At 66.5% G+C, this 13,589-nt stretch carries 12 protein-coding genes and 1 pseudogene; 7 read left to right on the top strand and 6 right to left on the bottom strand.

Annotation, left to right across the window (positions count from 1 at the left end; genetic code table 11):
- Positions 1-66: 66 nt before the first annotated feature.
- The 5 genes from ALSL_RS02105 to ALSL_RS02125 form a co-directional block, all read right to left on the bottom strand.
- A complete protein-coding gene (locus tag ALSL_RS02105; RefSeq protein ID WP_231700274.1) occupies positions 67-2,007 on the bottom strand; it encodes a hypothetical protein in 1,941 nt (646 codons plus the stop codon).
- Positions 2,004-4,046, bottom strand: a complete 2,043-nt coding sequence (locus tag ALSL_RS02110) for a tetratricopeptide repeat protein (protein WP_126536209.1) — start codon at positions 4,044-4,046, stop codon at positions 2,004-2,006. Before ALSL_RS02110 ends, ALSL_RS02105 begins: the two co-directional genes overlap by 4 nt.
- A 63-nt stretch (positions 4,047-4,109) precedes the next feature.
- Positions 4,110-4,550: a pilin gene (locus tag ALSL_RS02115; RefSeq protein ID WP_126539974.1), complete on the bottom strand. Its 441-nt coding sequence runs from the start codon at positions 4,548-4,550 to the stop codon at positions 4,110-4,112.
- Positions 4,551-4,862: 312 nt separating this feature from the next.
- A complete protein-coding gene (locus ALSL_RS02120; protein WP_126536211.1) occupies positions 4,863-5,303 on the bottom strand; it encodes a pilin in 441 nt (146 codons plus the stop codon).
- A 208-nt stretch (positions 5,304-5,511) separates the two neighbouring features.
- Positions 5,512-6,834, bottom strand: a complete 1,323-nt coding sequence (locus ALSL_RS02125) for an ArnT family glycosyltransferase (protein WP_161970920.1) — start codon at positions 6,832-6,834, stop codon at positions 5,512-5,514.
- 199 nt (positions 6,835-7,033) lie between these two features.
- Between ALSL_RS02125 and ALSL_RS02130 the strand changes: the two genes are divergently transcribed.
- From ALSL_RS02130 to ALSL_RS02145, 4 genes are all read left to right on the top strand, one after another.
- Positions 7,034-9,082: an alpha/beta hydrolase family protein gene (locus ALSL_RS02130; RefSeq protein WP_425479000.1), complete on the top strand. Its 2,049-nt coding sequence runs from the start codon at positions 7,034-7,036 to the stop codon at positions 9,080-9,082.
- 410 nt (positions 9,083-9,492) lie between these two features.
- Positions 9,493-9,771, top strand: coding sequence for a polyhydroxyalkanoic acid system family protein (locus ALSL_RS02135; RefSeq protein ID WP_126536217.1), 279 nt, complete (start codon positions 9,493-9,495; stop codon positions 9,769-9,771).
- A gap of 212 nt (positions 9,772-9,983) precedes the next feature.
- Positions 9,984-10,367: a type II toxin-antitoxin system RelE/ParE family toxin gene (locus tag ALSL_RS02140; RefSeq protein WP_126536219.1), complete on the top strand. Its 384-nt coding sequence runs from the start codon at positions 9,984-9,986 to the stop codon at positions 10,365-10,367.
- The gene (locus ALSL_RS02145; RefSeq protein WP_126536221.1) at positions 10,351-10,653 is read left to right on the top strand and encodes a helix-turn-helix domain-containing protein; all 303 of its coding nucleotides are present in this window, start codon (positions 10,351-10,353) and stop codon (positions 10,651-10,653) included. Before ALSL_RS02140 ends, ALSL_RS02145 begins: the two co-directional genes overlap by 17 nt.
- Before the next feature lie 44 nt (positions 10,654-10,697).
- On the opposite strand, the pseudogene ALSL_RS02150 reads toward ALSL_RS02145, so the two are convergent.
- Positions 10,698-11,062, bottom strand: a pseudogene (locus ALSL_RS02150) (integrase core domain-containing protein); the annotation flags it as partial.
- Positions 11,063-11,168: 106 nt separating this feature from the next.
- Here ALSL_RS02150 and infA point away from each other — a divergent pair.
- The 3 genes from infA to serC all read left to right on the top strand — a co-directional run bounded on the left by infA (position 11,169) and on the right by serC (position 13,557).
- On the top strand, positions 11,169-11,387 hold the full coding sequence (infA, locus tag ALSL_RS02155) for a translation initiation factor IF-1 (protein ID WP_126536223.1): 219 nt from the start codon (positions 11,169-11,171) through the stop codon (positions 11,385-11,387).
- A gap of 247 nt (positions 11,388-11,634) precedes the next feature.
- A complete protein-coding gene (locus tag ALSL_RS02160) occupies positions 11,635-12,414 on the top strand; it encodes an FHA domain-containing protein (protein WP_126536225.1) in 780 nt (259 codons plus the stop codon).
- A gap of 60 nt (positions 12,415-12,474) precedes the next feature.
- Complete coding sequence (gene serC, locus ALSL_RS02165) at positions 12,475-13,557, top strand: 3-phosphoserine/phosphohydroxythreonine transaminase (RefSeq protein WP_126536227.1); 1,083 nt, start codon at positions 12,475-12,477, stop codon at positions 13,555-13,557.
- Positions 13,558-13,589 lie beyond the last annotated feature (32 nt).

The following is a 13,589-nucleotide window of genomic DNA, read 5'->3' on the forward strand; positions in this document are numbered from 1 at the left end:
TATTCAAGGTTTCTGTATCAATGGCCCGGTAGCGCTGACCGTTGATGAATGGACAGATGGTGCACTTCAACGAGCCGGAAACAACCGGCGCAGCTCGGCGATGGTGGCGTCGAGCCGGCCGCCGAGGTTGTAGGTCTGCAACTGCGCGAGGGCTTCGCGGGCTTCCGTCGTGCGTCCCTCGGCAAGCAGCATGCGTATCAGGGTAACGCGGTAGGCCGACTCGTTGCTCGCCCGCGCCACCGCTTCGCGCGCCAGTCGCAAACCCAGGGCGTGGTCGCCCAGCACGTTCCATGCGTAATCGCCGTAGGAGGCCAGCAGCCGCGCGCTGGGGTCGGGGTGAGAGAGCGCGGCGAGGAAGGCCTCCACCATGCGTTCCTTGGGCAACGGGCAGCCGCCGTCGCGGGCGCACTTGACCAGCGCGGCGAGCGAGCTTTCGTCCTGCACGCCGGGCGGATGCGCCTTGAGCTTGGCGATCATGCTGTCCCACCACGCATCCTTCAGCGGCAGGCCCATGCGCGCGTTCATGAAGATCAGCGCCTGCTCGGGAAGGATGGACGAGCCCGGCAGCGCGGCGGCGCGTTCCAGTGGCGCGTAGGCCAGGCGGGTGAAGGGCGAGGCGCGGTCGTAGTGCGAATAGATGATGTAGGTGCGGCCGAGTTCGTATTGCGCGCGCGGGGAGTGCGGCGCGCGCGCGGCCAGTTCCTCGGCCAGCTGCAGCGGGCTGGACCAGGCGCGCGCGGTGAGCGCGGTCAGCCCGGTCCACAGCACGAACAGTGCCAGCAGCGCGACGCGCCGCGCGAGCGCGAACGGCGGCGTGCCGGCACCGGGGGCCGGCAGCGCGCACAGCGGCGGCACCAGCGCCAGCAGCAGGCCGAGGCTGGCGAAGTAGTTGCGGTGCTCGTAGATGAGTTCCAGCGGCAGGATGGTGCCGGTCAACAGGTGGCAGCCGAGGAAATACATCAGGCCCAGCGCCACCAGCGGCCGGCGGCGTCGCCAGGCCACGGCCAGCGCGGCCAGGGCGATGAGCAGCAGCAGGCTGGGCAGCGTGGTCCAGGGCGTCAGCAGGCCGGTCGAGATGCGAAAGTCGTCGTGATAGAAACTGAGCGCCTCGGGTGTCGGCAGTAGCGTCCAGCGGAGGTAGCCGGCGACGATGCGCGCCTCGCTGAGCAGGCGCGTGCGCAAGGTGAAGTCGCGCGTGGCCCAGCTTTGCGGCGCCAGCAGGTGCGGCAGCATCCAGGTGAGGCCCGCGATCAGCGGCACCGCCAGCGTCAGCACGAACAGGCCGACCACGGCGAAATCGCGCCGGCCGTCGCCGCGGCGGAAATCGAACAGCACCCACTCGGTGACGGCGGCATACAGCGGCAGCATCACCGCGGTTTCCTTCGCCAGCAGGCCGATGCCGGTGCCGAGCAGCAGGCTGGCCACGGCCAGCGCCAGGCCGCCGCGCGGACGACCGGCGCGCATGCGTTGCCGGCCGGCCACGTAGCCGAGCAGCCCGGCCAGCACGCACAGGTTGGCCAGGCTTTCCATGCGCTGCACCACGTACAGCACGCCGGTGAGGTTGATCGGCAGCAGCAGCCAGCCGCCGGCGATCAGCGCCGCCATGAGGTCGTGGCGCCTCGTGTCCCGACCGGCTCGCGGATCGCGTGCCGCGGCGAGGGCGAGCAGTCGCCGGGCCAGCAGGTACACCAGCACGCCGTTCAAAAGGTGGATGACCAGGTTGACCAGCTTCCAGCCGAACGGGTCCAGCCCCGTGGCGAGGTAGTTGGCGGCGAAGCTCAGCGAGGCCAATGGCCGCTTGAAATCACTCGCCGGCGAGGACAGCGCCGCATTCACCAGCGCGGGCAGGCTTGCCTGCGAGGGTTGCACGCCGGGGTTGTCGACGATGTTGGGGTAGTCGTCGAACAGCCAGCCGCCGGCAAGGCCGGGCCAGTAGACGAGCATGGCGATGGCGATCATGGCCGCCATCAGGGCGACGCCCGCCAGGCGGAAGTTCGGCAACTTCATGGGGATGGGGAAGGCATCGGACGCAGGTCGTCGCGCAGGGTTTGGCGCAACCGTAGCAGTTCATTGTCCCAATAGTGCTGTCGCCGCAATACCCACGCATGGATGCGCGGCATGCCGAAGGCCGGGGCTTCCTCGCGATCGCGCTCGGCTTCGTAATGGTCCAGGTGGGCCAATGCGAGGGCGGGCTGGTGTGCCGAGCCGAGCAAGGCCGCCTGCTGAAAGGCCGCCTCCGGGCGCACCTGCTGATCCAGCGCGGTATTGAAGGCGGCCAGCGCCGCCTGGGGCTGCTGTCTGGCCAGGGCAATGCGGCCTTGCAGATGGTAGAGATCCTGCCGCCGGCCGGCGAGATCCACCAGCCGCGGATTCGACTGCGCGGCCTGCAGCAATTGCTCCAGTGTGGCGAGATCGAGCTCGGGACAGGCGGGCTCTGCGCTTTGGTCGATGGCGCGGTTGAACCAGCTCGCGAGCAAGGTGCCGGTATCGCGGGTGGTGCGCAGGGCCTGCAGCGCGGCGTGCAAGGTGCCTGCGTCCAGATGCCCTTGCTGGCAGCGTGCCGCCAGCAGATTGAGCGCCAGCTGCACCTCGTCCGGCCGTTGGGCCAGGGCCGGGCGCAAGCGTGCCACGGCGCGTTCCGGATGGCCGGCCTGCATTTCCGCCTGGGCTGCAAAGGCCTGCGCCCGTGGCGAGTTCGGGTTGAGTCGCGCCCACAGGAGGGCTTGATCCTGCGCGTTGCCCCAGAGGTCTGCGCGGGCATGGGTCATCCAGCCGAGGCCCGCGAGCACGGCCAGGGCCAGCGCCCCCCGCAGGCGGATCGCCGGTTGGGTCAAGGGGAATAGGGCCGTGCCGGTCGCGGACATTTTTAGGCCGCACAACCACAAGGACAGCGGCCAGAACATCAGCAATGCCGGCAGGTAATTGCGGTGCTCGAAATAAAGCTCCAGTGCCAGCGTGCTCGATTCCATCGATTGCCCGACGAAATAAAAGGCCAGGGCCAAGGCCACCGCCGGCGCACGTCGGCGCAAGACCCACGCGGCCACTAATAAAGCGATCACGCCGAGGAGGGCCGGCAAGGTCGTGACCGGCTGCCACAAGGACGTCGATACCACGTATTGATCGTTGAATAAGCCCGTGGTGAAAGGCCGGGGCAGCCACAGCAGCTTGAGATAATCCATCAGCACCCGCGGCTCGGTCAGCAGCCTTTGCCCGAGCGTCCAGGGACGCGCGCCGCCCAGGCCGTGCGTCAGACCGCGCCAACCTTCGAAGGCGAGATAGCCTGCGATCAGCAGGCTGGGTATGCCGGCCAGTACCAGCATCAGGCGGCGATAGGCACTGCGGTCGGCCGCACGCCAAGCTGCCGGGCTGTGATTTTCCGCGAAAAAGACTATTTCCACGGTCAGCACCAGCGCGGGCAGCAGCACGCCATTGGCCTTGCTCGCGGTGGCCAGAGCGGTGCACAACCCGAGGCCGATCAACAGCCAGGCGGTACCGAGCGTCGGTTTCCCCTGTGCGAAGGCGCTGCGTCCTTGCAGCCACGCGAGCAGGCCCAGCAGGGTGCAAGTGGCCGGCAGCATGGCCTCGCGCTGCACGATATAGAGCGTGGTCGAAACGAAGAGGGGGTGCAGCAGCCAGAACGCGCCGCCCAGCGCGGCAGCCAGGTCAAGTCGACGCTCCACGGATGGCGTGGACTCGGTACAGCGCGCTCTTCCCAGCCGTTTGAGCAGCAGGATCAGCAGCAGGCCATTGATGAGATGCAGCGCGAGATTGGTGCGCTTGAAGGGCCAAGGCTCGGCCGGCCAGTCACGCGCGTCGATGAGAAAGGAGAGCAGCGAGAGCGGGCGTCCGGTCGGGTCGGCCGTCCCGGAAGTGATGTAGCGCCAGAAAGTCGGCCCGTTATCTACAGGGCCGGTTTCTCCGAGTACGGGAAGGTTGGCAAAATCATCGAATAGGAATGTGCCACGCAGATCGGGCGCATAAACCGCAATCGTCGCAAAGGCGAATAGGCAGGCTAGTAGAAAAAAAGCAAGTCGATGGTTGCTCATGCAGACGCCCGGAAACAAGAAGGGCCGCTCTGGGCGGCCCTTCTTGTTATGTAAGCTTTAATCTTAACGGCAGGACGAAGGAAGATACTTCGCGGTCACCTTCGTACCGTCGCCATGGCAGGTCCAAGCCGTGCTGCCACTATGCGTGATCGGCGAAAGGTTCAGCGTGCCCCCACTGATTTTCGAATTTACCTTCGGGCCGCTGTAAGTGACCTGGATCTGGCCACTATTTAACACGTCCAATTTCGAAACGTAACTCCCACCGATGCTATCATCAGTAGCAAGGCCGGCGGAAGCGTTGCTCTGGGGGAGGCGGCCGGTATTGCTGTAGAACTCGGCCACGGCCGTCTTGGCACCATCGGCCAAACTCAAACCTTCCGAAACCTGCGAGCGAATGGTGTAGTCCTGGTAGGCGGGAATGGCAATCGCCGCCAGGATGGCGATGATCGCCACGACGATCATCAGTTCGATCAGGGTGAAACCCTGTTGGACAGTCTTCTTCATGGTGGTTCCTCTTTGACGGGTGATTGAATCCAGCGCCCCCTGAGCCCCGACCCCGATTTCCCCTGCGGGCTCGACCTGCAACGCTACGGTCCAGGAACGACCAGGAAGCCACGGCTGTTCAAGCAGCATGTGTGCCATCGCCGCCGCCTGCCTATTGCCGCATATCGGCAGGCTTCATGATTGTGCCCAGTGTCACGGTAAGCCCACAAGCAGCCGGCGCGGATCAAAAGTCGCCGCGGGGAGAGGGCTTGAGCCGCCCGGCAGAATGTGACCATTGACGTCAGGTTGTGACCCTTGGGGTCGGCTCGGGCGTCACTTTCGGCAGGAACTCGGCAGGTACTTGCCGTCGAGCGTGCTTGGTGCACACGTCCAGGCAATGCTGCCCGAATGCGTCACGGGCGAGAGCACCAGGGTCTGGTCATGGATCAGTGTGCTGGCCTTGGCGCCCTGAAAGGCGACGGTGACCTTGCCGCTGGTGACGTCGACCCCGGAAACATAGCTACCGGTGATCGAGCCGCTGCTGGCCAGGCCCGCCGAAGTGTTGTTGGGCGGATAGCGCCCGGTGTTCGAGACGAAATCCCAGATGGCGGCCTTGGCCCCGGTGGCAAGGCTCATGCCTTCGGCCACCTGGGCACGGACCGCGTAGTCCTGGTAGGCCGGGATGGCGATGGCGGCGAGGATGGCGATGATCGCCACCACGATCATCAGCTCGATCAAGCTAAAACCGGCTGGGCGCTGCAGGCGTTGCGACATGATTTCCCCCTTGGCTTGCCTGCGCGCCACAGCAGGTTTCGTACCAGTTTCGGCTGTTCAACCCCGCTTATTTGCGTTGGAGCCGATTGCGTGCGTGGATAGTCGTTTTGACTGTGACGCGCTGCAGATTTCTTAAACGGGCTCGGCTTTATGGAGGTTGCTGCTACTCCGAAGGCCGTGGGCGCAGGGTGGGGTTCTGACAATGCGTTCAGGCGGCGGGAATGCCCCTGCGTCGAGACAGGCAAGCCACGATGCCATGCAGGCATAGCATGGCTGCCACCATTTCCTCGCCGCGCAGCGGCACGGAGTAGCGTGGCTCGGCCTGCAGCAAGGTGTAGATGGCAGTCATCATCACCAGCAGCAGTGCAAGCGGTTGTTCGGTTCCAGAGGCGGATGGGCGGCACAGCACAATGATGCAGCCGATGAGCGCGAGCAGGCCGAGCCATGGATTCATAGCATGGCATAGTGCGATGACGATGCGACCTGCAAGGTTCGTATGGAAGGGGGATGCGGCAGTGGGGTAGACGTACACATCCCCCTGCCCGATACGGATGTCCCACCCCCAGAGCAGGGCGGGTTTGCTCACGTACCACGTCAAGGTTCGCCATGGCTGGCTGCGGAGGCGGTTTGCCCAGGCATGCCAGCCTTCGCGGGGTTGATCGTGCAGCAGCGCGTACTCGCTGTTGATGGCACTGGATATGGTTATTGCTGTGGAGTCGCCGAGCAGTGCCGCACGATAACTGGCGTGATATTCCGGCCAGGAGCCTTGCACCAGATTCATCAGAGCGCGGTCATGACTGCTGCTTTGTGCCGCGGGCAGATTCGCGTTGCGTATCAACCAGGGCATGTAGAGCACGGCAAAGCCCAGGACTAGTGCACACGCCATGCGGCCGGACGCCAGTCGCCGCAGCCAGAGATAGATGGCCAAGCACGGTGCGAATGGAATCAGTGTGGCATTCGTCAATGCCCCCAGCGCACAGCCGATTCCGGCACCGGCGCTCAGGGTAAGACTGCGGCGTTCAATAGCCAGTACAGATAGCCAAAGCGCCAGTGCACACAAAAAACCAAACAGGGTTTCCGTGAGGAGATAACCCGTCATGGTGACAGAGTGTGGCCACAGTGCCATCAACAAGCCGGCTGCGCCTAGCCAAGGCGTCGGTAGCCAGCGGCGCGCCGTGACCAGCAGCAGGAGCACGGTAAGAGCGCCCAGCAAAGCCTGGCCGAGCAGTACGGCGGCATACCAATGATCCCAGCTTTGAAAAAACGCCATGCCTAGCGCAAGAAATATGGGGTAACCGGGGTCGCGGAAGCTGTCGCCAAGGACCATGGGTGTATCGGGCGATGCTTTGGAAAAGACGTGATGACGCCACAGGTTCTGGGCATAATTGAAGTAATCCACGGCATCGCCGCGTACTGGATGCAGCACCATGGCTTGGCTGACGTAGTACCAGCGCACCAGCCAGGCGAAGACAAACAATCCGGCGATAAGCAATGAAATGCGCGAAGGACGCGGGAGAGTCGGCAAGGACATGGATGCGCGTATGTTTGAAGGGTTAGGGGCCATCTTGCAGCATGGCGTGATGTTTGTGCGCGCAATGCCTGCTTCAGCCAGCCTCGAGCCGGCAACGGATGCTTGCGCCGTCACGCGGGAGGCACGTAAGTTCTTGTCTCGAAGATCACCGGGGATAGCGATGAAAGCGTGGCTTGCGTCAGGGTTGGGGCTGCTACTGATGGCGTTGTCGACGTGGACTCAAGCGGCCACGCACCCCTTTGGCATCCGCGATCTGGTCATGCTGGAGCGGGTGGACGACCCGCAGCTGTCGCCGGATGGTCGCCTCGCCGCCTTCGGCGTGCGCCGTACGGATTACGAGGCGAACAAGGGCATCCATGCCGTCTACGTGCTCGACCTCGCCCGCGGCGGGCAGCCGGTGCGGCTGGCGGACCAGGCGAGTGCGCCGCGCTGGTCGCCCGACGGACGCGCCCTCTATTACCTGGCGCCCGCCGACGGCACGACGCAGCTGTGGCGCGTGGACTTTGCGTCCGGCAAGCACGGGCCGGACCTCGGCCATCCCGGCGCGCCGGTGCAGCTTACCCGCGCGCCGCTCGACCTTGACGCCTACAAGCTTTCGCCCGACGGCCGGCGCGTGCTGCTCTCCTATGCAGTGTTCACCGACTGCGCCGACCTCGCCTGCACCAAGGAGCGGCTGGACGGCCGCGCCAAGACCAAGGCCAGCGGCACGACCTACGAGCGGCTCTTCGTGCGCCACTGGGACACCTGGGCGGACGGGCGGCGCAGCCAGTTGTTCGTCGCCGCCTTCGATGCGAACGGCCAGCTGCCCGCCGAGCCTACGTGGCTCAGTCGCGGCATCGACGGCGACATCCCGAGCAAGCCGTTCGGCGACGCGGGCGAGTTCGCCTTTTCCCCCGATGGGCAGAGCGTGTATTTCGACGTGCGCATCGCCGGCAACAGCGAGCCGTGGTCGACCAATTTCGACCTCTACCAGGTGCCCGCCGACGGCTCGGCCGCGCCGCGCAACCTGACCGCCGACAATCCGGCCTGGGATGCCTATCCGGTGCCTTCCCCGGATGGCCGCACGCTCTATTACCTGGCGATGAAGGAGCCGGGTTTCGAGGCGGACCGCTTCGCGGTCATGGCGCTGGATCTGGCCAGCGGCGCGAAGCGCGAGGTCGACCCGCAGTGGGACCGCTCGGCCGGCGATCTGGCGGTGTCCGCCGACGGCCGGACGCTCTACGCCACCGCGGACGACCAGGGCCGGCACCCGCTCTTTGCCATCGACGCGGCCAGCGGCAAGGTCACCCGCGTGACCGGCGAGGGCACCGTCGCGGGTTACGCGCTCGCCGGTGACCGGCTGCTGCTGGCGCGCGACGACCTGCGCCATCCGGTCGATCTGTACCTGGCCGATGCGCATGGGCGCGGCCTCAGGCAGGTCACCCGGTTCAATGCCGAGCGGCTCAAGCAGGTGCAGATGGGCGAGGCCGAGTTCTTCACCTTCAAGGGCTGGAACGACGAGCCGGTGCAGGGCTACGTGGTCAAGCCGGTGGGCTACCGGCGCGGGCACAAGTATCCGGTCGCCTTCATCATCCACGGCGGACCGCAGGGCGCGATGAACGACGACTGGAGCTACCGCTGGAACCCGCAGACCTACGCGGGCCAGGGCTTCGCGGTGGTGACGGTGAACTTCCACGGCTCCACCGGCTACGGCCAGGCGTTCACCGATGCGATCTCCGGCGACTGGGGCGGCAAGCCGCTGGAGGATTTGAAGCGCGGCTGGCAGGCGGCGCTCGGCAAGTACGACCTCCTCGACGGCGAGCGCGCCTGCGCGCTGGGTGCGAGCTACGGCGGCTACATGGTGTACTGGATCGCCGGCGTGTGGAATGCGCCGTGGAAGTGCCTGGTCGACCACGACGGCGTGTTCGACACCCGCGCCATGTACTACGACACCGACGAGCTGTGGTTCGAGGAAAAGGAAAACGGCGGCCCGCAGTTCGAGCATCCGGAGAACTACGAGCGCTTCAATCCGCTCAATCACGTGAGCGAGTGGCGCGTGCCGATGCTGGTCGTGCACTCGGGCAAGGACTTCCGCATTCCCGACACCCAGGGTCTGGGCGCGTTCACGGCGCTGCAGCGGCGCGGCATCCCCAGCCAGCTGCTGCACTTCCCCGACGAAAACCACTGGGTGCTCAAGCCGCAGAACAGCGTGCAGTGGCACGACACCGTGAACGCCTGGCTCAAGCGCTGGACCGCGCCGCAGGAGTGAGGCGGCACGTTTCGCCGGACGCCAGAACATGGCGGGGATGCGCCACACCGGCATGGCCTGCCATGGCCGCTGCCTGAAATGCCCGAGCTGCGCGAACCGATGATTCCCTTCGGGGATTTCCGGCTAACGTGGCCCTTTACCGCCACGAGCCCAGCGACGATGCGGTCTATGTGCCGGCCTTCCGGCACCAGAAAGAGGCAGGTCACGGTTGACCGATGCTGCAGGACCGAAGCCTGACGCAGCCGTTGCCACAGCAGCCATGCCCGGCTCTCCATGACACGTGCACGCACAGGCGGGCGTCGCGCCCTCGCGCGCTGATCGCCTGGGCGCGTCGAGCCGTTCTCGCGGACTTGGATACGGCTGCGCGCGGCGCCATGATCTGGCCATCGGTATCTTCCACTGGAAACGCCATGCCCCGTATCGACATCCGGCGCCGCCATGCGCTGCCCCCCGACCAAGCCCGCGCCGCGGTCGAGCAGGTGGCCGCCAAGGTCCGGGACAAGTACGGCGTCGAGGCCCGCTGGCAGGGCGATACGCTCGCCTTCGAGCGGCCCGGGGTGAAGGGCAGCATCGCCGTCGGCGCCGACGAGGTCCGGGTCGTGGTGGAGCTCGGCCTGCTGCTTGGCGCGCTGAAGGGGCCGATCGAGCAGGAAATCCGCCGCCAGCTCGATGCGCGCTTCGGCGCCTGAAAAGCCACAGCATGGGGTCCGTACCGGGGGACACCCGATGGGCAAGGCCGCCGGGCTGGTGGCCATCGGCCGCAAGTCGGTTGTCGGCGCTCGCCAGAAGCCAAGAACAGGCAACCGCATGACCTGCGGCCAGAAGCCACCCCTTTCCGCCTGGGCACCATGTCGGGGGCCTAGAAAAATATGCCCGTTACGGGTATATTTTGGAGGTCAAGATGACGCGCATCCTCAAGAGGAAGGACTTTGCACGGTGGCAGGCGGGCGAGAAACTGCCCGACACTGCCTTGTGCAAGGCAGTCGAGGAGATGGGGAGCGGTCTAATCGACGCGGACCTGGGCGGTCACCTTTACAAGAAACGGGTGGCGCGGCCCGGCGGCGGCAAGAGTGGCGGCTACCGCACCCTGTTGTCGGCCCGAATCGGCGACCGCTATGTGTTCCTGTATGGGTTCCCCAAGAGCGACAAGGCGAACATCACACAGGACGAGAAGATGGCGCTGCAATTTGCCGGCAAGGCGTTCCTGGAACTGTCCCCCGAAGCCTTGTCGAAGGCGTTGCAGGCCAGCGTGTTATTGGAGGTGCATTGTGAGCAAGATCATTGAATCCTTGCGTGGCGACCTGGCTGCGCTCCACGAAGTGGGGGCGATCAGCAAGGTTACGATGCGCGAGTTCGACGCGATCTGCCCGCCCCCGGTGCGGGAGTTCAGCGCTGCCGACATCAAGCGCCTGCGCGAAGGGCTTAAATTCAGCCAGCCGGTGTTCGCACTCCACCTGCACACCACCGCTTCCACTGTGCGCAAGTGGGAGCAAGGCGAAACTCATCCCACGGGTCCTGCGCTCAAACTGCTCAACGTCATCGCCGACAAGGGTTTGCGGGCCATTATTTGAGCAGGTGAACCGTTCCGGGTTTCGTGGAGGCTGTTGGGTTCAAGTCAGGCCTCAGCAGTGGTTGCCTGACTGGCGAGTTGCCGGTGGTAGTTTGCCTCGGCCTGTGCTGGCGGGATATAGCCGATCGATCCGAGCAGGCGGTGGTGGTTGAATCAGGCTACCCATTCGAGCGTGGCCAGTTCCACGGCCTCCCTGCTTTTCCATGGCGCGCGACGGTGATCAGTTCGGCCTGGTAGAGGCCGTTGATGGTCTCGGCGAGCGCGTTGTCGTAGCTGCCGCCCTCGCTCGCCGACGGCTCGATGCCCGTCTCGGCCAGGCGTTCGCTGTAGCGGATGGACACGTATTGCGATCCACGGTCGCTGTGGTGGATCAAAGCGCTGTCTTGCGCTGGTTGGCGGGCGTGGAGGGCCTTCGCGACCCGCGGCGCCGCACAATCTTTGCCCACCGCCGCCGGCGTGGCATACTCGACGGCTTGCGCGACCAGCACGGCCGCGCGTCAGACCGATCCGGTACGCATGGCCAAAGACGACGTCATCGAAATGGAGGGCACGGTCATCGAGACCTTGCCCAACACCATGTTCCGCGTGCAGCTGGAAAACGGGCACGTGATCACCGCCCACATTTCCGGCCGCATGCGCAAGCACTACATCCGCATCCTGACCGGTGACAAGGTGAAGGTGGAGATGACGCCCTACGACCTCACCAAGGGTCGCATCACCTACCGCATGAAGTAAAAACCGGGCGAACGGCGCCGGCGCGGATAGCCGCGGGGCCGGGCGCGCGGCGATCGTCTCGCGCGGGCGCCGATGCCGGGCGCGCCGGTGGCGAGGATCCTTTAAGGATCGGCACCGGCGGCACTTGCACGAGGAAAGCGACTGCAAGGGCGCAGCCGGCAGGCGCGCCGCAACCCTCCCCGCAGAGCGGCGCAGCTGCGCTGGCGGCATCTGTTAGAGTCCGGGCCGTCGTTTCCAAGCCGTCGCCATGCGCATCGCCTTTCCCCATTCGGACCGCGAGGATTTCGCCTGGACGCAGCCGCAGGTGTGCATCGGCACGGCCGCGGACAATGATCTGGTGATCGCGGCGGCGCAGGTCGCGCCGCGGCATCTTTGCCTGCGCCGGGATCGCCGTGGCCTGGTGCTGGAGGTGCAGCGCGGCGCCGGCCGCGTCTACGTGAATGCACGCCCGGTGCGCGAGCGGGCCTTGCTGCGCGCCGGCGACATCATCAGCGTGGGGGAATGCCGGCTGCTGCTGCGCACGGCCTCGCCGGTCGCCGAACGGGTGCCGGAAAAGCTGCCCGCCGAGGCCCGCGATACGATCGCCGTGCGGGCATTGGCCGGCCCGCTGTACGGCCGCGTGCTGGCGGTGCGCGAGCGCCTGGCGCTCGGCCCGCACGGTCGCCTGCCGCTGGAGTTGCCGCAGGGCGGCGCGGCCACGCTGGTGTTCGTCTGGCGCGACGGCGCCGTCTGGCTGGAGGCCGAGGGGCTTCCCGCGGCCCATCCGCTGCGCGTCAACGGCTGGCCGGTCGATCCGCCGTTGCCGCTCGAGGCGGGGGACCAGATCGGCCTGGCCATGCATCGCCTGGTGCTGGACGTGCCCTGGCCGCGTGAGGCCGCCGAGCCCGCCGCCGCGCCTGCGCGCTTGCCCCTGCCGGAGGACGAGGCCGGGCCGCGCGGCGAGGTGTGGTGGCTGATCGTGACCGCCGCGGTGCTCGCGCTCGGCATCGCCCTGATGCTGTTCTTGCGCTTCGGCTCGGCGCATTGACGCTGGCTTGTTGCGCGGCGTCATAATGCCGCTCGGCTTCGACGGCATGGGCGGCGACACGTGAGGGCTTGGAATTTCAGTGCGGGACCGGCGGCGTTGCCGCAGGCGGTGCTCGAGCGCGCGCAGCGCGAGCTCATGGACTGGAACGGCAGCGGCGCCTCGGTGATGGAGCAGTCCCACCGCGGCAAGCGCTTCATCGCCATGGCCGAGCAGGCCGAGGCCGACCTGCGCGAGCTCGCCGCGATCCCGGACGACTACGCCGTGCTGTTCCTGCAGGGCGGCGCCACCCAGCATTTCGCGCAGATCCCGATGAACCTGGCCGGCGAAGGCGAGCGCGCGGACTACATCGTCACCGGCCACTGGGGCGAGAAGGCGGCCAGCGAGGCGGCGCCGTACGTGGCGGTCAACATCGCCGCCAGCGGCAAGGCCGGGCAATACCGCGGCCTGCCGCCACGCGAGAGCTGGCGGCTGGACCCGCGCGCGGCCTACGTGCACTACACGCCCAACGAGACCATCCACGGCGTCGAGTTCCGCGACGTGCCGGAGGTCGGCGAGGTGCCGCTGGTGGCCGACATGTCCTCGGACATCCTCTCCGCGCCCATCGACGTCAAGCGTTTCGGGCTGATCTACGCCGGCGCGCAAAAGAACATCGGTCCTTCCGGCCTGGTGGTGATGATCGTGCGCCGCGACCTGCTGGCGCGGCCAGGTCGGCCGATGGCCAAGATCTTCCGCTACGCCGAGCACGCCGCCCAGCATTCCATGCTCAACACCCCCAACACCTGGGGCTGGTACATCGCCGGGCTCACCTTCCAGTGGCTGAAGGCGCAGGGCGGGCTGGCGGCGATGGCCGCGCGCAACCGCGCCAAGGCCGAGGCGCTGTATGCCGCCATCGACGGCTCGGGCGGCTACTACGTCAATCCGGTGGACCCGGCCGCGCGCTCGCGCATGAACGTGCCGTTCACCCTGCGCGATGCGGCGCTGGACGCGGCCTTTCTCGCCGAGTCCGAAGCGGCGGGCCTGCTCGCGCTCAAGGGGCACAAGGCACTCGGCGGCATGCGTGCATCGCTCTACAACGCGGTGCCGATGGAGGCCGTCCAGGCGCTGGTCGACTTCATGGCCGATTTCGCCCGCCGCCACGGCTGAAACGAACCTTGCGGCCCTCCGGGCAAGCCGCT

This window comes from Aerosticca soli (assembly GCF_003967035.1).
GTDB classification, from domain to species: domain Bacteria; phylum Pseudomonadota; class Gammaproteobacteria; order Xanthomonadales; family Rhodanobacteraceae; genus Aerosticca; species Aerosticca soli.

What these genes read in the sequence shown, in the direction of transcription:
- ALSL_RS02125 (WP_161970920.1), bottom strand. Translation starts at nt 6,834, where the DNA reads ATGTCCTTGCCGACTCTCCCGCGTCCTTCGCGCATTTCATTGCTTATC.
- ALSL_RS02130 (WP_425479000.1), top strand. Translation starts at nt 7,034, where the DNA reads ATGGCGTTGTCGACGTGGACTCAAGCGGCCACGCACCCCTTTGGCATC.
- infA (WP_126536223.1), top strand. Translation starts at nt 11,169, where the DNA reads ATGGCCAAAGACGACGTCATCGAAATGGAGGGCACGGTCATCGAGACC.
- ALSL_RS02140 (WP_126536219.1), top strand. Translation starts at nt 9,984, where the DNA reads ATGACGCGCATCCTCAAGAGGAAGGACTTTGCACGGTGGCAGGCGGGC.
- ALSL_RS02135 (WP_126536217.1), top strand. Translation starts at nt 9,493, where the DNA reads ATGCCCCGTATCGACATCCGGCGCCGCCATGCGCTGCCCCCCGACCAA.
- ALSL_RS02110 (WP_126536209.1), bottom strand. Translation starts at nt 4,046, where the DNA reads ATGAGCAACCATCGACTTGCTTTTTTTCTACTAGCCTGCCTATTCGCC.
- ALSL_RS02105 (WP_231700274.1), bottom strand. Translation starts at nt 2,007, where the DNA reads ATGAAGTTGCCGAACTTCCGCCTGGCGGGCGTCGCCCTGATGGCGGCC.
- ALSL_RS02120 (WP_126536211.1), bottom strand. Translation starts at nt 5,303, where the DNA reads ATGTCGCAACGCCTGCAGCGCCCAGCCGGTTTTAGCTTGATCGAGCTG.
- ALSL_RS02160 (WP_126536225.1), top strand. Translation starts at nt 11,635, where the DNA reads ATGCGCATCGCCTTTCCCCATTCGGACCGCGAGGATTTCGCCTGGACG.
- ALSL_RS02115 (WP_126539974.1), bottom strand. Translation starts at nt 4,550, where the DNA reads ATGAAGAAGACTGTCCAACAGGGTTTCACCCTGATCGAACTGATGATC.